At 52.5% G+C, this 25,056-nt stretch carries 15 protein-coding genes and 1 pseudogene; 5 read left to right on the plus strand and 11 right to left on the minus strand.

All coding sequences use genetic code 11. The features are described from left to right. Positions 1 to 21: 21 nt before the first annotated feature. Positions 22 to 1,968, plus strand: a complete 1,947-nt coding sequence (locus GBK04_RS15290; RefSeq protein WP_152761109.1) for an SGNH/GDSL hydrolase family protein — start codon at positions 22 to 24, stop codon at positions 1,966 to 1,968. A gap of 24 nt (positions 1,969 to 1,992) precedes the next feature. On the opposite strand, the gene GBK04_RS15295 is transcribed toward GBK04_RS15290, so the two are convergent. Together GBK04_RS15295 and GBK04_RS15300 are read right to left on the minus strand one after the other, a co-directional pair. Next, positions 1,993 to 2,898, minus strand: coding sequence for a DUF1338 domain-containing protein (locus GBK04_RS15295; RefSeq protein ID WP_152761111.1), 906 nt, complete (start codon positions 2,896 to 2,898; stop codon positions 1,993 to 1,995). Positions 2,899 to 2,934: 36 nt separating this feature from the next. Then, on the minus strand, positions 2,935 to 3,357 hold the full coding sequence (locus GBK04_RS15300) for a DsrE family protein (RefSeq protein ID WP_373331007.1): 423 nt from the start codon (positions 3,355 to 3,357) through the stop codon (positions 2,935 to 2,937). 618 nt (positions 3,358 to 3,975) lie between these two features. On the opposite strand from GBK04_RS15300, the gene GBK04_RS15305 reads away from it, so the two are divergent. The 3 genes from GBK04_RS15305 (at position 3,976) to GBK04_RS15315 (ending at position 7,439) form a co-directional block, all read left to right on the plus strand. Then, complete coding sequence (locus GBK04_RS15305) at positions 3,976 to 4,485, plus strand: DUF421 domain-containing protein (RefSeq protein WP_152761115.1); 510 nt, start codon at positions 3,976 to 3,978, stop codon at positions 4,483 to 4,485. A gap of 90 nt (positions 4,486 to 4,575) precedes the next feature. Next, positions 4,576 to 5,913, plus strand: coding sequence for an argininosuccinate lyase (gene argH / locus GBK04_RS15310; RefSeq protein WP_152761117.1), 1,338 nt, complete (start codon positions 4,576 to 4,578; stop codon positions 5,911 to 5,913). Continuing rightward, positions 5,910 to 7,439, plus strand: coding sequence for an FG-GAP repeat domain-containing protein (locus GBK04_RS15315; RefSeq protein ID WP_152761119.1), 1,530 nt, complete (start codon positions 5,910 to 5,912; stop codon positions 7,437 to 7,439). The genes argH and GBK04_RS15315 overlap by 4 nt, the downstream gene beginning before the upstream one ends. 140 nt (positions 7,440 to 7,579) lie before the next feature. On the opposite strand, the gene GBK04_RS15320 is transcribed toward GBK04_RS15315, so the two are convergent. From GBK04_RS15320 to argB, 6 genes are all read right to left on the minus strand, one after another. After that, the gene (locus GBK04_RS15320) at positions 7,580 to 9,280 is read right to left on the minus strand and encodes a SusD/RagB family nutrient-binding outer membrane lipoprotein (protein WP_152761121.1); all 1,701 of its coding nucleotides are present in this window, start codon (positions 9,278 to 9,280) and stop codon (positions 7,580 to 7,582) included. Between the two features lie 39 nt (positions 9,281 to 9,319). After that, on the minus strand, positions 9,320 to 12,637 hold the full coding sequence (locus GBK04_RS15325) for a SusC/RagA family TonB-linked outer membrane protein (protein ID WP_373331008.1): 3,318 nt from the start codon (positions 12,635 to 12,637) through the stop codon (positions 9,320 to 9,322). A gap of 315 nt (positions 12,638 to 12,952) precedes the next feature. Beyond that, positions 12,953 to 14,269 (minus strand): vanadium-dependent haloperoxidase, encoded by a 1,317-nt coding sequence (locus GBK04_RS15330; RefSeq protein ID WP_152761123.1) that lies wholly within the window; start codon positions 14,267 to 14,269, stop codon positions 12,953 to 12,955. Positions 14,270 to 14,272: 3 nt separating this feature from the next. Beyond that, positions 14,273 to 17,692 (minus strand): CRTAC1 family protein, encoded by a 3,420-nt coding sequence (locus tag GBK04_RS15335; protein WP_152761124.1) that lies wholly within the window; start codon positions 17,690 to 17,692, stop codon positions 14,273 to 14,275. Between the two features lie 75 nt (positions 17,693 to 17,767). Then, positions 17,768 to 19,111: a cytochrome c gene (locus GBK04_RS15340; protein ID WP_152761126.1), complete on the minus strand. Its 1,344-nt coding sequence runs from the start codon at positions 19,109 to 19,111 to the stop codon at positions 17,768 to 17,770. A 188-nt stretch (positions 19,112 to 19,299) separates the two neighbouring features. Next, the gene (gene argB, locus GBK04_RS15345; RefSeq protein WP_152761128.1) at positions 19,300 to 20,079 is read right to left on the minus strand and encodes an acetylglutamate kinase; all 780 of its coding nucleotides are present in this window, start codon (positions 20,077 to 20,079) and stop codon (positions 19,300 to 19,302) included. Between the two features lie 172 nt (positions 20,080 to 20,251). Here argB and GBK04_RS15350 point away from each other — a divergent pair, with 172 nt between their 5' ends. Continuing rightward, on the plus strand, positions 20,252 to 20,680 hold the full coding sequence (locus tag GBK04_RS15350) for a group III truncated hemoglobin (RefSeq protein ID WP_373331009.1): 429 nt from the start codon (positions 20,252 to 20,254) through the stop codon (positions 20,678 to 20,680). On the opposite strand, the gene GBK04_RS31555 is transcribed toward GBK04_RS15350, so the two are convergent. The 3 genes and pseudogenes from GBK04_RS31555 to recQ all read right to left on the minus strand — a co-directional run bounded on the left by GBK04_RS31555 (position 20,660) and on the right by recQ (position 24,936). Then, the gene (locus tag GBK04_RS31555) at positions 20,660 to 21,340 is read right to left on the minus strand and encodes an FAD-dependent oxidoreductase (protein ID WP_444544418.1); all 681 of its coding nucleotides are present in this window, start codon (positions 21,338 to 21,340) and stop codon (positions 20,660 to 20,662) included. The two genes, GBK04_RS15350 and GBK04_RS31555, sit on opposite strands and share 21 nt — an antisense overlap. 116 nt (positions 21,341 to 21,456) lie before the next feature. Further along, a pseudogene (locus GBK04_RS31560) lies at positions 21,457 to 22,707 on the minus strand (FAD-dependent oxidoreductase); the annotation flags it as partial. A gap of 84 nt (positions 22,708 to 22,791) precedes the next feature. Continuing rightward, positions 22,792 to 24,936, minus strand: a complete 2,145-nt coding sequence (gene recQ / locus GBK04_RS15360; RefSeq protein WP_152761130.1) for a DNA helicase RecQ — start codon at positions 24,934 to 24,936, stop codon at positions 22,792 to 22,794. Positions 24,937 to 25,056 lie beyond the last annotated feature (120 nt).

The following is a 25,056-nucleotide window of genomic DNA, read 5'->3' on the forward strand; positions in this document are numbered from 1 at the left end:
AAATCCTAACGAAATGTTTTCATGAAAAAAAGAAATCTCAATGCGCTTATTCTAATAGCTTTCGGGCTGTTGTTTTCACAAACTACCTTCGCCCAATCTCCCGAAACCACCTCCACCTGGAAGGGATTCGAAAAAGTAGATTTCCCCTTTGAAAGTACCACGGCCTGGTACGTAAAGCCCAAGCAGGCGTTGCCCGGTAATCCGTGGGTGTGGCGGGCGCATTTTCCTACGTGGCACACCGAAATGGACAGCATTTTGCTCAGTCGCGGTTTTCACGTGGCTTATATCAATACCAACGATTTGTTCGGGCATCCCAAAGCCATGCGCCTGTGGGATCAGTTTTACGACTACCTGACCACGAAGAAAGACTTTGCACCCAAAGTAGCCCTCGAAGGGGTAAGCCGGGGTGGACTGTACGTGTATGGTTGGGCCAAGCGCAACCCGAGCAAGGTTAGCTGTATCTACGCCGAGGCACCCGTATGCGACCCCAAAAGCTGGCCGGGTGGCAAGGGCAAAAGTAAAGGCTCGCCCGAAGACTGGCAACGCTGGCTGGATCTTTACGGCCTGACTGAGGAGACGGCCAAAGATTTCAGGGATATTCCGCTCAACGATCTGGCCGGAATGGCCGCTTTCAAAATTCCGGTGCTGCACGTGATTAGCTTGCAGGATAAGCTGGTACCTTCCGACGAAAATACGTTTCCGTTGATCGAAAACTACATGAAACTGGGCGGCCCGGCGAGTGAGTATTCCATGAGCCGGGGCGAGCAAATGCTCGAAGGCCACCATTTCCCCATCGAGCATCCCGAACGCTGGGCGAATTTTATTCAGGAACGCAGCTATCCGGTGCAGAAGGTACTTAGCCGGGATACGTACCTGGAACCCAACCGGGGAGTGGGCGCGGCGTTGTCAAAATTTCAAAATAAAAAGGTAGGTACCGTAGCCTTCCTGGGTGGGTCGATTACGCACAATCCGGGCTGGCGCAACAAGACGGAACAGTACTTGCGGGAGCGTTTTCCCGATACCAAATTCGCTTTCATCGCCGCCGGAATTCCGTCGCTGGGAAGTACCCCCCACGCGTTCCGCTTCGGCCGCGACGTACTCGCGCAGGGTACCCCCGACTTGCTTTTTGTCGAAAGTGCCGTCAATGACCGCGGCAACGGATTCAGTCGGGAGGCGCAAACCCGGGCGCTGGACGGTATCATGCGGCAGGCTTACGCAGCCAATCCGGCTATGAGTGTGGTCCTGATGGCTTTCGCGGAGCCGTTCAAAAACGATGATTACGATCAAGGCAAAGAACCCGTGGAAGTAGCCGTTCATCGAGAAGTAGCTGAGCACTATGGGGCCGCATTCATCAATCTTGCGCAGGAAATCCACGACCGGATTGCGGCGGGAGAGCTTACCTGGAAATACGACTTTAAGGATCTGCACCCTTCTCCCTTCGGACAGGAACTCTACTACCAGTCGATCCGGGAACTACTTGAAAAAACGGATTTAACCAAATTGCCGGAACCCAACGCCTTGCCCGCGCCGATGGACGCGTTTTCGTATAGTAAAGCGCACTATGTGGCTCTGGAAGAGGCCGTACCTACCAAAGGCTTCAAGATCGATCCCGTCTGGGAGCCAGACAGGCCGCTAGCCACACGGGCCGGTTTCGTGAAGGTACCCATGCTGGTCGGGGAGAATATCGGCGATTCTTTTGAGTTGAATTTTACCGGGCGCGGCGTGGGCATTGCCATCGTTTCCGGTCCCGATGCGGGTACTTTGTCGTACCGGATCGACGGAAAAAAAGCCCAGACGCTCGATCTGTTTACACGGTGGAGTACCCAGCTGCACCTGCCGTGGTACCTGATGCTGGCCGACACCCTCAAACCCGGCAAGCATACGCTAAAAGTGACGATCACAGATACCAAAAATCCGGAGAGTAGGGGGAGCGCCTGCCGGATTGTGTATTTTCTGGTGAATGAGTGAAAAAGCGATTAGCTAATCGCTTTTTTAATTTTTCCCCGTCTGCGTCGTGTAGGTACTTTCAAAAATCTTGTCGGCATTCCCGGCTTCGAATCCGTCGCGGCGGTGCTTGTGTTGTATCTGATCGGCGGGCAGGTCGGCGAATTCGGGCAGTACCCTTCGCTCGGCAAACTCTACGTACGAGCCTGAAATGGTGTGTTTTCTTCCTTCGTCAAACTCTGCTTCGATCATTTGGGCCACGGTCGAGCTTTGCAGCAGGCCACCGTCGGGACTTTCCTTGATTTTGCCACCCGAGTCGTTGAGTTTGAAACCGTGCCTTTCCAGAAACGCATTGAACTCGGCTACGGTATTGAAACCTGCGGGTAAGTTGTGCACACTGATGGTGAAGTGATTGAGGTAATAGCGGTTGTAGATTACCCAGGCGGCGTATTCGCTTTCTTTCAACAACGTCTGGTAGTCGCTGAGGGTAGGGGTACGCCACAAAGGCTGGTGCAAAAAAGCATCTACTTCGGCCCCGTTATCAAGATCCAGGCTGTCTACCGGATCGCTTGTGACTTCCCGGGTGTAGCTATGGATGATACGCTGAGCTTCTTCCGACAAATCCCCGACTCGCAGCTCGCTCACGAAAATACGCGGGTAGTGCGGCTCGGGTGGACTGAACCAGTACGCGTCCAGTTTTTTGCCTTCGAAATGGTAGTAGTCGCGCTTTCGGTAGCCGTAGTGCAGGAATATCTTCTCAAACGAGGCAATACCCAGATGCGGTACACCTAGCGTTCGAAAGGCAATGTGGTCGTTTTCGATATCCTCTGGCTTGTCGATCATCCCTTCGGAAATCATGGCCTGGATGATGGCCATGACATCAGGTACCCGTTCCTGATAGCGGCTCATGAGGCCGTGCATGACGGTATCGAGTGGAGTGATTGGAGTGTTCATGGGTTTGTTTATTCAGGTACCTATCTATACTAAACCTCAATGCCCGGCCTTGAGGTAGCTCCAGCCTTCCTGCTGTTTTTTTACCAGTTCAGCGATGGCAGCGGGTACGAACGTAGCAGCGGGGATGAAATCCTTTTCGGCGAGGTTGTAGCGTTTCATCGTATTGCGGCAGACCGCAAACACCACGCCTTCTTTTTGCAGAGCCGCGATTTTATCACCCATCACCGCCTGATCTTTCTGTACCATCGTGAGCGCTTTGCCGTGCATGACGATTTCAACCTGCGTGCCGGGTAGTTCCTTCCAAAGATTACGAATCTGTCGGAGGATGACCGCGTGGTCGCTGGTGTCGGCACTCACCATATCGATTACCAGCCGATAGGGGGTACCTTGGGCCTGGGCGGGTTTTCCGGTTAGGAAAAAGGCTGCGAATAAGAAAAGGAGAGCGAATGACTTCTGCATAGCCTGGTTATTTGGGTTGATAGTAAGATCACCTATTTGGAAAGCATATGCAAGTAATGGAAAGTTACGGAACATGCAATGGGGGTGGTTTTGAAATGAATGCAATCAGTTCAGAATGCCTGTCCTGCCTACCCCCAGCTCATAAATCCCTTGATCTCGGGTAGCATAGCGGATCCCCTAATAAGTGGTCTCCTTTCCAGTGGGTGGGATCTACCAGGGGAGTTACAAGAATTGTGAAATTCAAATATGCTGGATCGGATGAAAATGAGGGAGCTGGCCCGCGCATTCAAGAATGAACGGGATAAGCGGTCAAAACGGATCCGGTTGACTGAAAACGGGAAAAAGTCTTAGCGGCGGGCCGGGAAATTATCGGTACATTAGCCCATGTGATGCTTTTTGAAATGCCGGAGGATAACAAGCGGCTGTGTGTATAATTGTTAAAAAACGTAGAAACGAAGTTTTCTGAGCTATGGCCCCAGCATTAATAGGTGAAAATAGCTGAAATTTATGGCGAAGTGATCGGTGAATAATGGGCCAATCTGTTACCGTACCCTGGTCTTTCATTTTTCGCACATTCCATAAAGCCCCGGTACAAATTACAATCCTCAGAAGAATCATATGAGCCAGTATGTGAGCGTAATCGGTCAAACCATAGCAGTATATCTGCTGTTGGTCGTTTCTTTGCGGCTTTCAGGGCGCCGGGAACTCACACAACTGTCTGTATTGGATTTGGTGTTTATCCTCCTCATCAGCAATGCCCTGCAAAACGCCATGGTAGGAAGCCTGCATGATTTTATCGGGGGACTTCTGGCCGCGGCGGCTTTATTCGTGGTGAATATCATTTTGAAGAAAATCCTGTTCCGTCACGGGAAGCTGCAAAAACTGGTAGAAGGCGAATCCATCACTTTGATTTACAAAGGTACCCTGCAATACAAGAACCTTGAAAAAGCCCAGATTACGGAGCCCGAACTGGAGGCCGCTGCCCGTGAGCATGGCGTTGATTCTATCAAAAAAGTAGATTTGGCCGTTCTGGAAACCGATGGCAATGTGAGCATAATGTCGCATAAGTTTACCCACAAGTCAAGTCACAAACGACGGAAGCACAAACCCCTCATAAAAAGTACCTAAAGCCAATTGCATCGGTCCGTATCAGGTACCTTTTTCGGATATTCCCTAAAACCTTGCGAACTTTGGCTTCCAATCAAAATTGAGCTACTCTTGAAACTCTGGCAAAAAGAAAATACCATTACCTCCGAAAAAATTGAACGCTTCACCGTTGGGCGCGACCGCGAACTGGACGCACATCTGGCCGAGTTCGATGTATTGGGCAACCTTGCCCATGCGATCATGCTCGAGTCCATCGCCTTGCTCACTGCTGACGAACTGGCCGAACTGAAAACAGAACTCAAGGCCATTTATCAAAAGGTTCAGGCCGGAGAATTCGAAATAGAAGAAGGCGTGGAAGACGTGCACTCGCAGGTTGAACTCCTTCTGACGCGCAAGCTGGGTGATACCGGCAAGAAAATCCATAGCGGTCGCTCGCGCAATGACCAGGTACTGGTGGACTTGAAACTCTATGTCCGTGACCGTTTGAAGCGGACTGTGGAAGCCACCGAAAAACTATTCAAAGCATTGAACGCCCGGGCTGAGCAGCACAAAGACGATCTGTTGCCCGGCTACACGCACTTGCAGATCGCCATGCCGTCGTCTTTTGGCCTGTGGTTTGGAGCCTACGCCGAGGGACTCATCGATGATGTGGTCCAATTGAATGCGGCCTACCGGCTCGCCAACCGCAATCCGCTGGGCTCAGGCGCGGGCTACGGCTCGTCGTTTCCGCTCAACCGTATCCTGACCACCAAACTGCTGGGCTTCGAAGGTATGCATCATAATGTGGTATATGCCCAAATGAGCCGCGGCCGTACCGAGCAGGCCGCTCTGACGGCCCTCGCCTCGCTGGCGGCTACGGTGTCGCGGCTGGCGATGGATGTGTGCCTGTACAATAGCCAGAATTTCGGCTTCATCGTACTGCCTGACGCTCTGACGACGGGTAGCAGCATCATGCCACACAAGAAAAACCCCGACGTGGCCGAACTCCTGCGGGCCAAAACCAACCGCCTGAAAGCCCTACCGATGGAAGTGACATTGGTCTTGAGCAACCTACCCTCGGGCTACCACCGCGATATGCAACTTTTGAAGGAAATCCTGATGCCTGCTTTCGACGAAATTCTGGATTGTCTGGATGTGGCCACGTTCATGCTGGAGAATATGGAAGTAAAAACCAATCTGCTGGATGAAGCCCGCTACGATCTGCTGTTCAGCGTGGAGCGTGTCAATGAGCTGGTGATGCAGGGGGTACCTTTCCGCGATGCCTACCGGCAGGTAGGTAGGGAAATTGGTGAAGGTACCTACCAACCGCCCCGCAACCTCAAACACATCCACGAAGGCAGCATCGGCAACCTCAATCTTGCGGAAATAAATCAGCGTATGGCAAACGAACTGGCGCGTTTTGAGTTTGATCAGGTAGAAACGGCTTTTCAAAACTTACTCGAAGCGTGATTCATTTCAGGAAAATCTGGCTGGGAGGTACCCTCCTGGCGGTAGGTACCCTGACGTACTGGTCGTGCGGGACCGGGCAGAAACCCAAAGGCGAGGTGCTGGCCCGGCAGTACTGTGCGGGTTGCCATGTGTTTCCCGAGCCCTCCCTGCTCGACAAAAAAACCTGGGTAGAAGGGGCGCTGCCCTACATGGCTTCCTGGATGGGCGTGCACGTTGCGAAAGACGATTCTGCCATTTTTCAAAACTTTGAGCAGCAACTACGCACCGAAGAACTGGGCGTTTTCCCCAAGGTACCAGTAGTCAGCGAAGAGGAATGGGCAAGTATAGTGGACTATTACGCCCAAAATGCGCCTGAAACCTTGCCGCGACCTAATCGTGACACGCTTCAGCCCTTGAAAAACTTTCGATTGAGGCATACCCTGAGTCCTGTTACAGCCACGGTCACGGCGGTTCGCTACGATCCGTACAGCCGTCAGGTCTGGACCAGCCACCGATCGGGAGCCATGTATGTCATGGATAATAAGCTGCGGGTGATCGACTCCCTGTTCAATTTCGAAAGCCCTTTTTCGGACTTTAAGTCTCGGGAAGGAAGTAGCTGGAACCTGCTGAGCATGGGCTACATGGACCCCAACGACGAGGCGAAGGGTACCCTGGTTTCGATCCGGAAGGCAAACGGGAACTGGCGGGGCAAGCGTGTCATTGCGGAGTTGCAGAGACCCGTTCAAGCTACCTACGCCGATGTGGATGAGGATGGCCGCGAAGATGTGATAATTTGTGAATACGGTAATTATACGGGTAAACTGGCGTGGTATGCCGCTACTGCGACGGATTCCATGACCAGGCATGTGGTAGAAACCCGCCCCGGCGCCCGCATGACGTACTGGGAAGACTACGATGGTGATGGACGCTCGGACCTGTGGGTACTCTGGGCGCAGGGCGACGAGCAGATCGCGGTGTACCTCAATGGAGGTAAGGGCAATTTTGCCAAGAAAATCCTGTTGCGTTTCCCGCCTTCGTATGGCTCAGGTACCTTTGAGCTGGCGGATTTTAACCAGGATGGTAAGTTGGACATCCTCTACGCAAACGGTGATAACGGCGATAAGACCTATACCTTGAAACCCTACCACGGGGTACGGATTTTCATCAACAAGGGAAAGGATAAATTTGAGGAAGAATACTTCTTTCCGCTCGACGGCGCCACGCAGGCCATGGCCCGCGATTTCGATCAGGACGGTGATCTCGATATTGCCGCCATTGCGTTCTTCCCGGATTTTAGTCTCGATCCAGTGCGGAGTTTTGTGTATTTGGAAAATACCGGGAATAACCATTTCACCCCCCGAACCTTCGCTGACCCGAACCAAGGGCGCTGGCTCACCATGGATGCCGCCGACGTAGATCAGGACGGCGACCTAGATTTATTGCTGGGGTCCTTTTATCTGGCGATTACACCTACCCCAAAATCTCTGCTCGAACGCTGGAAAACGGAGAATAAGGGAGTACTTGTTCTGGAAAATACATTGCGCTGATTTCGACAATCTAATAGTCGGTGGTTTTCTGGCAAATTCGCTGTTCAATACAGGAAGCAGTAAAATACTTTTGCATAAAAAACAGGGCCGGATATCCGGCCCTGTTTTTTAATTAACAACAATCAAATTAACCAATATCCTTAGGGTTGGTCCCACCACACACGACCTGTGGCGTCCTGCAGGTCGCGGCCAAAGCCGGGCAGGGCCAGCATGGCATCGTAGGCTGCCTGCTTGTTGGTAAAGTTGGGATCACTCGGATTCACCAGACCAATGGGCGCCCGACGCGGAATGATCAGCGTGGCTCCGTTGTTGGTGAGCGTAGGCATAGGAACCACGGAATTGTCATTGGGAATGCCCGTCCGCTTCCAGTTGGCCCAGCCTTCGGTGGGTTGCTTTAGGAAATGCAGATAGGCCTGGCTGGCGATCTGGTTCAGTGCTTTACTGGCATCGAAGGCTACTTCGGGCCGGGCCAGATAGGCATCAATTTCTGCCTGGGTTACCGGGGTGTAATTGGTGAGCTGAGCGCCCTGAGCAACCATATCGTACCAGTTGATCGAACTCGTAACGCCCATTTCGTACCAGGTTTTAGCGCTTTCGGCGGTGATACCCCGCGCAGCAGCCTCAGCCCGCATGAAAGCGAAGTCGGAGAACGTAATGACCGGCAGATACGAGAAGCCCGTACCGGCGTTGCCATTAGCATCGGCGATGGTAGCGCTGAACAGACGCGGCTGAATGTACGATAACGTATCGATGGTCAATTGCTGGCCATTGGCCGTGATGGAACGAGGCGTATAGTATTGCTGCGTAATGGCGGGTAGTTTCACCTGATCGGGATTGGTGAAGCTGCCCACGTAGCGCCGCTCCGGTGCTTTGGTACCTGAGGGTAGACGATTGGCCGCAATCAGCAAATCGATGTTGGCTTGTGAGTAAGAATTAGGCGTAAAGAACGCGTCGATGCGGGGGTCCTTAGTCTGCCACATAAAGTCCACGATGGGCTTAGGCGCACGCAGGGTTGTAGGGTCCCAGTTTCCTCCGCCGGTAAAAGCAGCATTGGCTTTGAACACCCATCCATCGGCATTGGAGGCCATTAGGTCGGCGGCGGGCATCGCCAGTACTTCCTTGATAATGGTCTGTGCCGTGCTGGCGTTTACTTTAATCTGACGCATTGCGATTTTCAGTCGCAGGGCATTGCCGGCCTTAACCCAGCTCTGCGCGTTGCCGCCATAGTACTGATCGTATGATCCCAGACTTATCTGTGGAACAGTTGGGTTGGTTTTAAGCGTAGCAACGGCTTCTTTTATCTCACTATCCAGTTGGGCAAATATTTCCTGCTGGGTGTCGTAGCCGGGTTGCAAGGTACCCCCATAACGGCCCTGAAATGCTTCCGAATAAGGAATGGCTCCGTAGATATCTGATACGTAGAACGTATAGTAAGCCTTCAGAATCCGGGCGATGCGAATCATGTTCGTATACCGGGGCTGCTCTTCGGCAGGCATATTTTCAACCAGCTTTTCCAGATCGTAAAGCCGATCGCCGACACCGCTATAAAGCCGCCCGTACCGCTGGGAAAAATTGTCGAAGGTTTGCGTAAAAGCTCCCTGATTACCATTCAGCCCGGTGGTGTACTGAAGCCAGGGCATAATGCGACGGTAAAGGTCGTAAAAGGCTTCGAAGTCTTGGCCGTGAATGGCTATAGTGGCATTGAGGAACTGATTCTGGGGAGGAATCGCCGAAAGCGCGTCGGGATTGGTATTCACATCCACGAAGTCCTGCTTATCGCAGGAAGTCACCAGGAATCCCGCGGTAGCCAGCAGCAAAATTTTATATTTTAAGAATTTCATGTTGCTTCTGATTTGATATATGAATGAGTTAAATCGGGATTACAGGCCAATGCTGACAGAAACCCCCAGGTTGCGGGTAAAGGGCAGACCGCCGTATTCCATAAATTCGCCCGCCCGGTTGCTGTACAATCCTTCGGGGTTGATGCCATCCTTCGCCGTACGGTACAGGTAGATCAGGTTACGACCCACGAGGCTTACCCGCATCGATTGCACTTTGGCTTTGGCCAGCAACGAGGCGGGTACGTTATAGCCCACTGATACCTCGCGAAGCGATACCCACGAATTTTCAAAAACGGAATACTCACGGATACCTGAGCCCCACTGCGTTAGGTTTTCATAGTAAGCATAAGCGGGGATTGGCTTCAGGTAGCCTTTTTCTACGGCCTCAGCGTAGCTCATACCGCCCAAGTCGATCGTCTGATCCGCTACTTTTACGCTATAGCCATCGGCCAGTACGCCTTCAGGAATGATACCGTCGTTGCGCACATTACCCTGTTCATCCGTAAACGTAATACCCCCATTTTCGGTGTCACGGCCAAACAGACTGTTCTTGAAGTTTCCGTTAGACGAACCATACTGGTGCGTAGCCGAAGCCATCAGGCCGCCAAATTTGCCGTCCAGCTGGATATTAGCTGAAAAGTCACCAAAACGGAACGAGTTGATATTGCTGGCCAGGAAGTTTTCCATCATGGTACCTAGTTCTTTGGCACCCTGGCCGTACGAACCGCTACGCAGGTACGAAGGATAGCCCCCCGTAGTACCACTGGCGGCACCAATGACCTTCTGTCCGTTGGCAGGATTATCAATGGGATTGCCATTGGCATCCTTGGCCTGATAGGTAGCATAGGCGTAGGACGTAATGAGGGTACCATAGTCTTTCCCAACACGGGCCACTGACTGGATGTCAGCTCCGAAGCCCAGGCTCAGCTGGTAGGTGTCTGTACCTTCTACTAGTTCTAGTACCTTGTTGCGGTTACGGGTGAAATTCAGACTGGTATTCCATTCAAACTTACCAGCTTTCACAGGCGTAGCATTGATCAAAAGCTCGATGCCTTTGTTCTGGATTTTACCCGCATTAACAATTTTGCTGTTTACTCCTGATTCGGGTGTTGTGGAAAGGCTCAGGATTTCGTTGCGCGTCAGCTTGTTATAATAAGTGAAATCAAAGCCCAGGCGACCGCTAAAGAAACGAATATCGGCACCTACTTCCACTTCACGGGCCAGACGGTTTTTCAGGCCGTAATTGGGTAGGGTGTTGTCCCGGAAGCCCGAGAGGTTGACCTGGCTACCATCGGCTTGCGTATAGGTACCTAAGGGGCCGTAATTTCCTGTCGAGTTGGTATTCCAGGCATCAGTATCGCCTCCAGTGTATCCAAAGCTGGCCCGCAACTTGCCGAATGACAACCACGTGGGCAGGTTGGAGATTGACTCGGTCGCGATCCAGGCCAGACCTACGGCTGGATATGAATAGGAGTAATCACCACTGCCATCGGCGTAGGTCAGGGTAGATGACCAGTCATTCCGGTAGCTGAAATTGAGTGTCAAGGCGTCCTTGAATGTCACATCACCATAGGCGTACAAGGCGTCGATCCGGCGGGAAGGGGTCAGGCTATTGCTATAGTTGAGCGTATTCTGTGTATTTGCTAATGTAAATACATCAGGTACCCTTAGGCCGCCATTGGTAGCTGCCCGGAAGTATCGGCCTCCATTCAAGCGGTTGGTTTCGCCTCCCACATTGAAACTGAGGTTAAAATCGTCTCCAAACTGGTGGTTGAACATCACGATCCCCTGAAAACGAGACTGGCTCTTGTTTTCGGTGTACTCACCGTATTCGCCACCCGTAAAGTTCGCATTGGGACCCCGGTTCATATTATTACCGGTATAGAGTTCAGTCTGGACATTACCGCGTAACAAAAAGCTCAGCCAGGGCGTAATGGTACCGTTCAGGTCAATGTTGCTACGGAACACTTTCTCATTACGCATTTGCTGATACTGGAACGTCTCGAACATGAATTGGGTGATACTATAGGGATCGTTGGCTCCCTGACGGCGTCCTCCTGCAACAGGATCGAGATAGTTATTCATCCAGTAATCGATGTCCAGCGAGCGCGGACGGTAATACACGAACCGGAAGACGGGGTTGTAATTACCACCCTGACGAATGGGGTTCACCATGTCATTGTCTGTGTAGTCGGCGCTCACGTCCAGATTAAAGATTTTACCTATCTTCTGCGTACCCCGGATGTTGAAGTTATTCCGCTTCAGTTCGGTACCCGCGGGCATAATGGACGTATTCTTCAAATTGGAGAACGAAGCCCGGAAGGTACTGCGTTCATTGCCGCCTTCTACGGCCACATTGTTGTTAATGTATTTCCCTGTCTGGAAGAAGCTCAACGGGTCATTGGCTTTCCATTCGATCATACGGCCATCCAGGTCACGGACCTGCTGTCCTTCAAATTTGGGACCGAACGAATAAGGCCAGTTATTGCGGTCCACTTCGGGTACCCCATCGGCTCCCACCGTAAACGTAGGGTCCAAGCCGGCTCCGTACTGGTTCTGTAAATCCAGGAACCGGTAGGCGGTTTCAAAAGAAGAAGTATGGTTGTAGGTAACGCCGATACCCTTGTCCGACCGTCCTTTTTTGGTTTGTACTACCACCACCCCGTTCAAGGCTTCCGAGCCGTACAACGCACTGGCCGCTGAGCCTTTGAGCACAGTCATAGACTCGATGTTATCAGGGTTAATATTTTTCATGATGTTACCAAAGTCCTGGCCTGCACCCCATGAGTCGGCGCCCGTTGTGCCGGGACGAATCAGTACGCCATCTACGACAAACAGAGGTTGGGAGTTAGGGCTTAGCGAAGCATTACCCCGAATACGGATGCGCGAAGAAGACATCGGTCCGCCTGTACCTTGGTTGATCATTACTCCGGCTACTTTACCTTGCAGGGCGTTTACCACGTTAGCGTTATTGGTACGAGTCAGATCCTGACCTTCTACACTTTGTACAGAAAAAGAAAGTTTGCGGGCTTCCTGCGTCATACCGAAACCGGTCACCACTACTTCATTGAGCAGCTTGGTGTCTTCGGTAAGCGTAACAGTAAGTACACTGGCGTTACCTACGGGTACCTCTTTACCCAGAAAACCGATGGAAGAAAATACGAGGACAGCGTTATCGGTGCTGATATTGACCCGGAAATTACCATTCGCGTCGGTGGCACCGCCATTGTTGGTTCCTTTCACGAGGAAAGAAACACCGGGCAACCCATTGCCCGCCTCATCCTGAACCGTGCCCGTTACGGCCTTGGTCTGAGCCATACCCATCGTGATGCTTGCCAGCACGAAAAGTAGGGTCAAAACACGGTTTAAACACGTAAATTTTAGTCGCATAGCAGGTGTTTAATTTGGTTGAATAAGTGATTAAAATAATACAAGCTTAACTTTTTAGTAATACTGCATAGTTCAAAGAGTACTAAAAAAAAGAGTAATTTGTTTCAAAGATATAAACTATTCTTAGGATGGAATCGTAATTTATTAAAAAAATTTAATAAATAGTGCCTTATAAGGCTTCACTTAAGTCTGTCGGGGAGGTACTGGGAATGAAATTTAAATAAAATCAGGGAGCAAGTCAAGGAGTTTTGCAGGTTTTACAACAAACACCTATCTGAGAATTCAAGGACGGAGCCGAATCTTATCCAATACCAGCTGTCCTACCTTCTCACCCTGAATCTGACCCTCTTCGATGGCCGCCCGGTAGTGGATACCTCCATACAACCGACTGATAGCGGCTTCGTCACAGGCCTGCCTAAAAGAAGTAAAACGGCGCTCGGGCAGGCCGTATTCTACCTCCGTATTGTCAATAAACGTAAAGTCTTTTCCAAAATAGTCGGCTAGTACCGTCGCCGATGCCGTGGAAATGACGCTATGCCCACTGGTGTACTCAGGGAAAGGAGGTGTTTGGAGCAGGGGGCGCCATTTCTCGTCGATGTAGGTGTTAATCACTGTTTCGGGCCGGATCAACTGGCTGCGATATTTTTCGTCCCAGCAACTGATGAAACCATCGAACAGGGCAATGGAAGTCAGCAGGTATGCCCCGGCGGTAGCGGGCCAGTCCAGGTTCGCCGTAGCGGCGGCCTGCCCGGCTATGGACATCCAATGCCCGCCCGGTGAGAGCTTTTTGGTGGCAAAATTGAGGTGTCCCTGCGTATTGAGATAAAACGGATTACAATCCCAGTAGCTGGCAATCAGGGTATGTTCGGGTGGCATCTGCCGCGTTCGGTCGTATACCTCGTAAGCCTGTTTCATGAATTCGCTTTCCTTATTGGTGCTGAAAGCAGGCGGAGGGGCGGGCTTGAATTGCTGCGCCGAATCCATCACCATCGGCCTGATCTGGTTCCAATAGGGCTCGACGGCGTCGAAGTACCCCGGCGGGGTAGGTACCCACTTGCCGGGTGCCTTGCTATACGTGTAACGCCGCCGCCGCCGGGTTTCGGGGTAGTGATCCTGCGCCGCCCATCGGAGTATGCTGTCGCTCACGGCCTGCCCGAAACGGAGGGAGTTCTGATACACAGCAGGATCGGTTTCGTGCATTTCTTGCAGAATGACCGCCGCGCTATCCTGAAGCAGGGGTTCGGAAAAAACCATTTTTCCGCCCGTCTGGAACAAAGCGTAGAGCGCGGCCAGGGGGTAGTTGATCTGGCCAGGGGTAGGTATGCGGGCAAGATCGGGTACGCCGGGTATCTGCCCGTACAGACTCTTGTATTGCTTATGGTTGCGCACCAGGACTTCGTAGGCCGCCACATTGGCGTATACATACACCCGGCTGGCTACCGGAGGCGAGAAAATATCGTGAACGATGGTGCGGGTGAGGTTTTTCTGGGCGCGGTGAAACAACTCGGTAGAAGGTACCCCACCGGTGCCGCCGGTACTTCTTTGGGCGGCAGCAGGAAAGCATAATAATATGAGAAATAGGGTCGGAAGGAATCGCATGGCTTATTTTTTGGGCTGATTAATTCGGAAAACCAGCGTTGCACTATCGTTGCGCCCCAGTATGAGCCACTTTTGTGCCCCCACATTCACGGTAGTCAGGGCGCGCACGTCGCCATCGGCCCATAGCCCCGATTGCTCAGGACCTACCGGCTCGAATTGCAGCGGACTTTTCTGTTTCAGAAACAAACCGAATGACGCATCGCTGGGCCCCAGCTGTACGCGGTAGGGCGAAAAGTTGCCGGCGACGATCAAATCTTTTCTGCCATCAAGATCGACGTCGTCCACGACGATGCCCCCGATGCGGGATACCTGGGCGGCCTGCGGTAGTTCATGGAGCGCGAAAGTAAGGCTACCTTTATTTTCCAGAATCACGCTCGCCAGCTGCGTACAAACCAGTTTTTTTGATTTCTCGACGTTGGCTTTACCAAACACATCTTCCACGGTGGCATCGGCGTACGATTCGTAGGAAAGATACTTGCGCCGTAAGGGTACCATCTGGTCCAGCATCTCGTCGCGCGAGAACATAGGGTAGCTTTTGTCGCCCACGTAGTAGCTGATGATGGGATCGACCAGTCCGTTCTTGTCAAAATCGTCGTAGTATAGCGTCATGGGCTTGTCGACTGATGTATGGAACTGATTGTTCAGCCCGCAATTGCCCGCTATTAAATCAAGGTCGCCGTCGCTATCCAGATCGGCGGCGGTGAGCGAGGCCCACATTCCTTCGGTGTTTTGCAGCGCTTTGGCAGGTACCTCGATAAAACTGTTACTCCGATTTTGAAAAAGCCTTATGCCCATCCAGTCGCCCGCCAGGGCTAAATCCTTCCGTCCATCGCCATCCAGATCTTCTAAGACTACTGCCGTGATCATACCCGGCCGGAGCAGATTCGCGTTCCATTCCGCTGTCACATCCGTGAAAAGTACCTGACCGGGTTGGCTGTCGTTACGCAGCAGGTAGCTGCGGGCCGCTTCGGGGAAAGAACCCGGCACCGCCCGGCCCCCGACAAATAAATCCAAATCCCCGTCGCCGTCCACGTCGGCGCTGGCGATGCATTGTGTAGGGCTGAGCATGACGGGCAACGCGTTACCGGCAAAGGCCAGGGTACCCCCGCCCTGATTGAGGTACAGGTGGTCTTGGTATTCGAGTGACTGATCCTCGTACTCGTTTCCCCCACTCACGATGTACAAATCCAGATCGCCATCGCCGTCGGCATCGAAAAAATGCGCGGCTACGGCTTCGGAAGTTACGTGCTGCCGCCAGGGTTGGGCGGGGGCGGCGGCAAATTTCCCGTCGGCGGTTTGCTGATAAAGTACCCCGAACTGGTTAGCCGCTCCGCCAAAAAACAGGTCTTCCCGGCCATCGCCGTTGACATCGCCCCGCGCCAGCGCCGGGCCCATGCGCGAGAGCTGGTAAGGGAGAAGTACCTCGACTTTGAAATCGACAAAATCATTTTCCTGATGAATGAAATCAAGTCCCGTTTCTTTCGGAGAAATCTGTTCGAACAGGGTAGGTTGTTTGCTTTTGGGCTCATTATATCCCGCCAAAGTACCTCCCGACGAAGGTTCTTTTACAACCAGCAATTGATTTGTTGCGGGAATGGGTAAAACGGTACGCTCCCCCAAAGGCCAGGCTATTACCACAGAGTCCACAGCTGAATTTTCTCCCAGCCCAAAATGCAAATCGGTAGTAACAGACGACTGGTACCCCCGCACGGGGTAGAGTTCCTTATACTGCTGCCGGCCGCCGGAATACAGCCATACTTTTGCGCCCAGAGCCTGGGTGTTGGGCTGATTGCCTTCCAGCCGCAGGGTCAGGTAGTTTTTCCTGGGGGCATTATTTTGATAAATAAAGATGGGGTCGTTGATGTTGGAAATCACCAAGTCCAGGTCACCATCCCGGTCAAAATCGGCGTAGGTGGCGGCGTTGGATACGGTAGCTTCGGTCAAGCCCCATTGTTGGGAAACATTCTCAAACCCTATGTTTTTCGCTTCGTCGCCATTCCGGTTTCGGAACAAATAGTTGGTAAGCTTGTTGGAGGGCATTTTCTGCACTAGGCCGTAGGTCTGAAAATTGAGATTGCCTTTGGCGGCTTGCTGCAATTGGGCCTCGGCCACGGTGTATTTCAGGAAATCCATATTGGTGAAATCCCGCAAATAGCCGTTGGTGATCAGGATGTCTTTCCAGCCGTCGTTGTCGAAGTCGGCCAGGAGTCCCGCCCAGCTCCAATCGGTGTTCGAGATACCCGCCAGTTGACCTATCTCACTGAATCGCACCTGATCCTTGGCATCCGTTCCCATGTTCAGGTGCAGCATATTGCGCATCTGCTGGTGGTAGTAGCCGCTGTCGAGCAGGAGATGGTACTGGTCGTACATGTCGGGGCCTTTCAGCAGTTTCTGCCGGTGGTTGTCTTCGGGCAGCATGTCGAGGGTCAGCACGTCGGGGCGGCCGTCGTTATTAAAATCACCGATGTCGGCGCCCATTGAGAACTTGGATATATGGGCAAACGACTGCCGCAGTGATTCGGTGAAAGTACCGTCGCGATTATTAACATAGTAGCAGTCTACCTCGGTATAGTCGCTGCTGGTATAAAGGTCGGGCCAGCCGTCCTGGTTAATATCAGCCACGGTAACGCTCAGGCCGAAATTCAGGGCATTGTTGATGATACCCGCTTTTTTGGTTACGTCCGTAAAGTGGGGGGTACCTTTCTTGCTATCGTTGCGGAACAGGCGATTGCCGAAGTAGGGATTAGGCGTAGCTCTAATTTCGCGGGTGTTCAGGAACGGATTGACTGTGTGGTTAGAATGATTCAGCAGGAACATATCCAGGTCGCCGTCGCGGTCGTAGTCGAAAAAAGCCGCCTGCGTCGATAGGGTACCCGGTACGTCCAATCCCATTTCTTTCGCCATCTCTTGAAATATAGGTACCCCATTCTTCACACCCTGATTGATGAAAAGCTCGTTGGCCAGCTGCGCTTTCTCCCGGAAAAAGCCCGAGTGACAGACGTACACATCCAGCCGCCCATCGCCATTGACATCGGCCACGCTCACGCCCGTACCCCAGGTGCCGTTGCCTTCCACGCCAGCCGCGCGGCTCACGTCTTCAAACCGGATGGTACCCGCCGTTTTGGCTGAGCGATTCAGATACAATTTATGGGGTACCGTGTTGCCGGAAACAAACAGATCCGGCCAGCCATTGTTGTCGAAATCTCCGACGCCTACCCCGTTGCCGTTGTACAGGTATTCGTAGCGAAAAATGTGCAGGGAGTCATCTTCTTCGATTTTATTCACAAAATCAATGCCCGTTGATTCAGCAGGAAGTCGGGTAAAAAGTGTTTGCGCTATTGTTTCCTGCCAAGCCAGTAAGGCTAGAAAAAGCAGAACAAAATGCTCCTTTTTGCAAAAAAAAGTTTGTAGAATATTGACCATACAGTAGTGTTTTAAAGAGGTAGTAGCCAGGTAACAGGCTGATGGAAGAGCTGATAACGGTAACTACCCACTGACTCACTCCCAGTCAAACGTTAGCGTATCGTCGCCGGGTTTTCGCTCGACGTACATCAAAATCAGCGTCATCATCTCCTGGTCGCTGCGCATATTGCCGTCCGAAAGTACCAGCTGGGGCGGATTATGAGGGTTCATGGGATTATCGGCGGTATTATCGTAGGTACCTTCGATATGCACCACTGCTCCTTTGGGTAGCAATACCGGCTTCGGGTAGCGGTAAATCTCCTGCCAGCGGAAGTCCCAGGCCGGAATGCGTACCAGCGGAATGGTGTCGCCGCTGGCCTGAGTGGCATACGCTTTGAACGACTTGCCCAACTGATGCATGTGGGGCCAGGCGTATAATAACGATACGTCGGGCTGGTTATTGGCTACTTTGAGGGTGAAGGATTTGACCTCATTCGCAAAAATCATGAAGGGGGGCGTGATATCCTTCTCCCCAATCCCGCCCGAACCCAGGCTAATCACCTTCACTTTCCGCTCGATGGGGGTATCTTTAAAAAAGAAATTGACGCCATTGATGCTTTCGGCGTCCAGGGCCGAAGGACCATAATGTACCGTCAGCAGCATGACGCCCCGGCGGGGCATTTCCCAACCCATGTCTGCAGGGTAGGTTTCGTAGGTAGCGCCCGGAATCCAGCCGCCGTAGTAGGCCATTTCCTTCTTGTATTTCACCCACTGATAGTATTGGCTGGCCGATTCGCCGTTCAGATCCACGACATTGACGGTATTGTACAGGTTGATCGCGGTATCTTCCACCGGATGGATGGCGTAGTTGGCGTGGTGGATAATTTTCTTGTTGTTGGAGGTAAATTCAATGGCCTCTACATTGGCACCTTTCGGTAGTTCAAAAGGTACCTTGAACATCATGAATCGCTCTTTTCCGTCGCCTTTCTGAACGAAAGCCTCCGACATTTTCAGTGTCAGGTCGGGCTTGCGGGCGTAGGCGGTGCCGGCATTGGTGCGTTCCAGCAGGGCTTTTTCGGCTTTTTTGTCTTCTTTCCCTTTGGGCGTTCCGGCATCGATCCAAGCCACGATCGTGGCGATTTCCTGCTCGCTCAGGGAGCGATTGTTGGCAAAATCGACGTAGTGGTCGTCGGCTTTCCAGGGCGGCATGTAGCGGATACTGACTACCTTGCGGATGAATTTGGCGCGCTTCGAAACGTCCTCGTAGGTAATGAGTGAAAACGGCGCCGCCTCGCCCGGACGGTGGCAGACCGCGCAATTGGCGTGGACGATGGGCTGCACATCCTTGTAGAAAGTCACGGACTGAGAAAATCCCTCGCTCACACCCAGGTAAACTACGACCAGCCAGAGAATAGAAGCTTTTACTTTATTAAAAATCATTTTACGACAAAGGAGCAGATCGATACATTGATCAAATTTAAAAAAATTTAATAAGTATCACTAATTGAGTAGGTCGGCGGCTCCTACTTCCTGCTAAATACTTCTCTGAAACAAACGATATTTAGTCGTCCAAAGGGTCTTTTTGGGATGACTCTCCCTTGTCCTTATAGCGGCGATAAAAGCTTTTGTTATGCAGTAAGCACTGTACCAGCATCCCCGATAGCGGCATTCAGTAGGTCGTTGGCATGACAGATCGTGACCCTATCTACCCCCGATTTCAGGGCTGCAAAGGCGTTGTCTAGCTTCGGGATCATACCCTTGTTGATAACGCCCGTACTTTTGTATTCTAAATAGGTGGCAGGGTTCAACTTATCGATTACGGCTTCATCGTCGTCCGGGTCGGAGAGGACGCCCTTTTTTTCGAAACAATACACCAGATTGACGGAGTAGGTACTTGCCAGAGCCACGGCCGTGGCCGAGGCCATGGTGTCGGCATTGGTGTTCAGCAACAGGCCTTCGCGGCTGTACGTCAGTGGAGCGATCACGGGTACCAGGCCACTATTCAGCAGGCTTTGCAATTGTGAGGCGTTCACTTCTTCTATGTCGCCCACAAAACCATAGTCGATCGTTTTGACCGGGCGCTTCACCGAACGGATGATACCGCCATCCGCCCCTGTGAGACCGATGGCGTTACAGCCGTTGGCTTGCAGTTGGGCTACCAGATTTTTATTCACCAATCCGCCGTACACCATGGTCACCACATCCAGCATAGGGCGGTCTGTAATCCGGCGGCCTTCCACCATGTTGGTTTCAATGCCGAGTTGGGCGGCGGTCTGCGTGGCGATTTTACCGCCGCCGTGGACGAGGATTTTGGGGGTAGGTAGCTGGGCAAATGCCTGCAGAAAGGCCGCGCAGGCATCGGGGTTGTCGATGATATTACCCCCTATTTTTACAAGTATTAAATTCATAGTTCGGGATAGAGGCTCTAAATGGAGGAGTCAGAAATAGAGAGATTGTTGTTGGGGGGACAAAAGTAAAGAAAGCAGACTTTTACAAAAAAAGTATGGGTGACAATGACCAAAGTCATGTCGGACTATAGAACGAAAAAGGTTAATAGCGCTGTTAGGTACCCAGAAACAAATGCTGCAAAATACGATGCTCCCCGATATCACGACCCGCGCTGACGTAGAAAATCTCGTCAATACTTTTTATGACAAAGTACGCAACGATGCCACGATCGGCGTAATTTTCAACGAAATAGCCGATGTGAACTGGGATACGCACCTACCCAAGATGTACGATTTTTGGGAAGGAATTCTCTTCGGTACGGGTACCTACCGGAGCCGACCTATGCCACCACACTTTAAATTGAATGAAACCTACCCCTTTTGCCCTGAGTACTTTGATGCCTGGCTGGCCCTTTTCTATGCTACTGTCGACGAACTATTTGAAGGAGAAAAAGCTACGGAGGTGAAAATGCGGGCCGTTAACATTGCGGCGGTGATGGAACACCGCATCGGGCAAATCAACGCAGGTACCCTTTCCTCGCTACTGCACCGGCACCAGTAGCACGGCATCGGCTACCACGGAGCCGTCGGCACCAGCGTTGGAAATTTCGAGGTAGCTGTCGGATCCTGCCGGAAAAAGGTAGGTCCCGGCCTCGATCCATTCGTTTACCTGGGTTTGGGTGTTTAACTCCACCGACTCGATTGTCTTTCCGGCTTTTATTTTCAGGTTCGTACGGCTGGCTTTGCCGGTGGTTTTTCCGTCATACTGCGCCGGATTTCCGCCTCCACCACCGGGATAGGGATTAAAGATGTAGACGGTATACTTCCCGGCTTTGGTTACCTCTGGGGTAAACCGCACCGACCTAGGTTGGGTACCTTTCGAATTATCCACCAGTTGCGACAGTGCATATTTTCCGCCGCCTTTTTCCTGCCGCCAGTTGCCGGTTAGGGTGATTGCGGCGGGTGTCACGTCGTTGTCGAGCAGAATTTCGGGCGTAGTGCCATCGGCCAGCGGATCGTTTTTTAGTTGGTTTTGTAGTAGCGGTACGTCAATCTCCTGCACCGCCACATTATTATCCACGGCCAGTACAGCAGCCGTGGTCGCTGCCTGACCGAGGGCCATGAAAACGGGTTCCATGCGGATCGAGCCATAAGCAATATGAGAAGCTGAAAGACATACCGGCACCAGTAGATTGGTACATTCGGTGCGCCTGGGTACCAAGGAACGATAGCTGATCGGGTAGGGTGGAAGGCCCCTACCTGTACATCGCCTTCATTCTGCACCATCATTTTTCCAGTTTCAGGATTTCTGACCATCAGTCGCTGGCAGTTGTGCGAATCCATAGTATATGCCGCCAGCGCAATGCCGTCCGGGGCCACTTCATCACCTTCGCAGTTTTTCTGCGTCATGACATATTCACCTACCATGCGGCGGGCCTCGCGCACGTAGAGTTGCGGTGTAAAGTGGCCATTATCCACGTATTCGTCCTTAGGGTACCCCCATGCCAGCATTTGGTTTCGCAGATGTTCGGGCATGCGGGGGTCGTGGCCCACGAAGTACAGGAAGCCCTTGGTGTAGTCCACGTGTTCCTGAATGATCTTTTGCCGGGTGTCGTAGTCAGCTTCAGGATAGGCAAAATTCATCCCGATCATGTCAGTCGACAGGCCGCCTTTGTTGTTGATATCGGTCTTGTGGTTGGGCATATCGGCAATGTGCATCACGCCCCAGTTGATGTGCTCAGGCTTTTCGAGGGCGATCTGCCGCAGTAATAGTTCGTATTTGGTGGAGTCATAGCGCGCCGGCCGGGTAATGGGAATGCGATTGGCGGGGTCATTGGTCAGGCAGAGCCGGAAGTTGTAGGCCTGCACACTACTGTCGCCACTGCCGGTGGGATGAAGAGAATCTTCACTAATGCCCCACAATAAACCGCTCCTAGGTTCCTCCGGGATTTTATAGGGGCTGATACCCTTGGGGAACTGATGCTTATCGAGGAGTTGCACTCCATTCCAAGTTTCGCCATAACGCTCATTATCCTCGCGGCCCACGGTGTAGCTGATGCCCGCTTTGGCCATCAGGTCGCCTTCGTAGGTGCAGTCGATATACACTTTGGCGCGGATGGTGCGGTTGGTTTTGGGTTCGGGATAGATGGCATTTTCCACCACGATTTCCTGAATCGCTCCTTTCTGATTTTTTACCGAAAAAAGCCGATAGTCGTACCATACCTCGACCTTTGCCCTGTCGATGTACTCATTAAAGAGATTCAGGGCTACGTGCGGCTCAAAAGTCCACTGTTCAAACTTGCCGTAATGTTGGCCGATCCGGCGGTAAAAGTCCCGCGCTACTCCCGTGATGGCATACTTGTTGCCAATGTCGGTCTGGCCCAGTCCGCCCGAACTCAGGCCACCCAGCCGTTTGGTGGGCTCGACGAGCAGTACCGATTTTCCCTGCATTTTGGCAGTATAGGCCGCGATAACTCCCGCTGAGGTACCTCCATAGACGCAGATGTCGTAGGACTTTTGGGCCCAGAGCTCGGATACGGCCAGGCAGACAAGGAAAATGAGCACCGTCAAGCGGGAAAGGCATTTCATGGCAAGTGATTTTCGGTTTGGATTCTTAAAGAAAAGGGATTTTGCAAACGGCTTGCGTCGCCCGATTTATCAAAAAGCCAAAACTCATGCTCCCTCCCGAATCGCCAGAGCCAGCCGGATCATACCGTACTCGATGCGCTCGCCCAGGAGCTCGAATAGAGGCGCGAGTGGTTCCCCGGGCTTAAAGTTCATTTCGTCGGCGGCGGCCAGTACCTCGGTATAGGTGCGATCCGAAATCAATGGGCGAAGTTGGATGTCGTGCCCCTCATCGCGGAGCTTGACCAGGTGCGCTACTACGGTGGAGGTAGTCAGGCCACGCTGCTGCGCGATGTCATCAAGGGTGAATCCCTTTTCGTACAGTTCGTGGGTCATAAGGTAGGTCATGCCTTTCACGACACGGGTACCCGGTTTGGTGTTTTCTTTGGCAAACTTTACGATTTCCTGCACAAAAGCCTCACCGTAGCGGCGGTACTTTTCGGCACCTACCCCCGACACATCCAGCATCTGGGCTTCTGAAACAGGACGTTTCTGCGCCATCTCGGCGATCGTTTTGTCAGAAAAAATCACGTAGGGAGGTACGTTCAGGGCGTCGGCCATTTGCTTACGCAAAAGCCGCAGCTGTTCAAACAGCGCATCGCGGATAATTTCCTGTTTGGGTTTTTCTTTCGGGATCAGTTCTTCCTCGCGGGCTTTGCGCTCAGCCAAAGGAATGAATTTCACGAGTTCGATTTTTTTGCCCTCTTTCAAAATCTGCCAACTCAGGGCATTAAGTTTAAAGGAATGGGCTTCGTCGTAAGCGATGTCCATTACGCCCGAGTTGAGCATCTGGCTCAGGTACTCGGCCCATTCGTCGCCGCGCTGGTCACGGCCCACACCAAAGGTAGGGAGTCGGTCGTAGCCCCGGTCGAGGACGGCCCGGTTGCGGCTGCCGCGCAGAATGTCGATGAGCATACCCATCGCCACGCGCTCTCCCGTACGGGCAATGCCTGAGAGGGCTTTCTGAGCCAGCAAGGTACCGTCGAAGCGGGTACGGGGATTCTGGCACACATCGCAGTTGCCGCAGTCTTTTTCCACGGCCTCGTTGAAGTAGCTAAGCAGGATGCGGCGGCGGCACAGGTCGGCTTCGGCGTATTGCTTCATACGGTTGAGCTTGGCCTGCAAAAGTTCTTTTTGCTCTGCCGACTGCTCGGAGTTCATGATCATGTCCTGCCGCATGATGATGTCCTGATAGCCATAAAAAAGCACCGTATCGGCGGGAGCTCCGTCGCGGCCCGCCCGGCCGATTTCCTGATAAAAGCTCTCGACGTTGGGGGGTAGGTTGTAGTGAATCACCCAGCGCACGTTGGATTTGTCGATGCCCATGCCAAAAGCGATCGTGGCCACGATGATCTGAATGTCGTCGTTGAGAAACCGCTCCTGCACCCGCGAGCGCTGGGCGGCGGGCAGTCCGGCGTGGTAGCATTCGGCGCGGAAATCGCGGCTCTGAAGCGAAGCCGCCACAGTTTCGGTGGTTTTTCGGCTCAGGCAGTAAATAATGCCCGGCTGGTTGGGGTGTTTTTTCAGGAACTGTTCGATCTGGGGTAGTCGCTTGCGCGAGGGGAGTACCGTCAAACTCAGGTTAGGCCGGTCGAAACTGGCCACGAACGTAGGTGCGGACTTAACACCCAACTGCCCGAGAATGTCGCGCCGCGTTACGCGGTCGGCCGTGGCGGTGAGGGCAATGACGGGGATGCCGGGAAAATGATCTTTGAGGGAAGAAAGCTGACGGTACTCAGGCCGGAAATCGTGGCCCCAGGACGAAATACAGTGTGCTTCGTCTACAGCAAACAACCGCACGTTCCACTGTTTGAAATGCTCCATCGTATTGCCCGAAAAAAGTCTCTCGGGTGCTACGTACAGGAGTTTCAATTCTCCCAATTTGGCCTTCCAGAACACCGAATCCTGCTCACTGCTACTCAGGCTCGAATTGAGGTAGGCGGCCTCGATGCCGTTGGCACGCAGGGCTTCCACCTGGTCTTTCATCAGGGCGATCAGGGGTGAAATTACGACAGTGAGCCCTTCCTGCAACAGTGCGGGTACCTGATAGCACACCGACTTGCCGCCGCCCGTAGGCATCAGTACCAGGCAATCTTCGCCCCGCAGCACGGTGTCGATGATTTCGGCCTGCTGGGGCCTGAAGGAATCGTACCCGAAATATTCTTTGAGGGCTTGTTCTTTAGTAAGGGGCATGGAAAGAAATTCGTTTATTGGTAAGCTATTGGCTGTCAGCTTGGGGTAAATGGCTTCTTGTAAGAAGTACAGGTTCACAAGCGATATTTGCAGTAAAAAAGCACAAATTCTATTTTTAGT

Source organism: Salmonirosea aquatica, assembly GCF_009296315.1.
In the GTDB taxonomy this organism is placed as follows: domain Bacteria; phylum Bacteroidota; class Bacteroidia; order Cytophagales; family Spirosomataceae; genus Salmonirosea; species Salmonirosea aquatica.

Coding starts and splice junctions, on each gene's coding strand:
- GBK04_RS15295 (WP_152761111.1), bottom strand. CDS start 2,898: ATGAACACTCCAATCACTCCACTCGATACCGTCATGCACGGCCTCATG.
- recQ (WP_152761130.1), bottom strand. CDS start 24,936: ATGCCCCTTACTAAAGAACAAGCCCTCAAAGAATATTTCGGGTACGAT.
- GBK04_RS15290 (WP_152761109.1), top strand. CDS start 22: ATGAAAAAAAGAAATCTCAATGCGCTTATTCTAATAGCTTTCGGGCTG.
- GBK04_RS15300 (WP_373331007.1), bottom strand. CDS start 3,357: ATGCAGAAGTCATTCGCTCTCCTTTTCTTATTCGCAGCCTTTTTCCTA.
- GBK04_RS15335 (WP_152761124.1), bottom strand. CDS start 17,692: ATGGTCAATATTCTACAAACTTTTTTTTGCAAAAAGGAGCATTTTGTT.
- GBK04_RS15350 (WP_373331009.1), top strand. CDS start 20,252: ATGCTGCAAAATACGATGCTCCCCGATATCACGACCCGCGCTGACGTA.
- GBK04_RS15305 (WP_152761115.1), top strand. CDS start 3,976: ATGAGCCAGTATGTGAGCGTAATCGGTCAAACCATAGCAGTATATCTG.
- GBK04_RS15320 (WP_152761121.1), bottom strand. CDS start 9,280: ATGAAATTCTTAAAATATAAAATTTTGCTGCTGGCTACCGCGGGATTC.
- GBK04_RS15330 (WP_152761123.1), bottom strand. CDS start 14,269: ATGCGATTCCTTCCGACCCTATTTCTCATATTATTATGCTTTCCTGCT.
- GBK04_RS15340 (WP_152761126.1), bottom strand. CDS start 19,111: ATGATTTTTAATAAAGTAAAAGCTTCTATTCTCTGGCTGGTCGTAGTT.
- argB (WP_152761128.1), bottom strand. CDS start 20,079: ATGAATTTAATACTTGTAAAAATAGGGGGTAATATCATCGACAACCCC.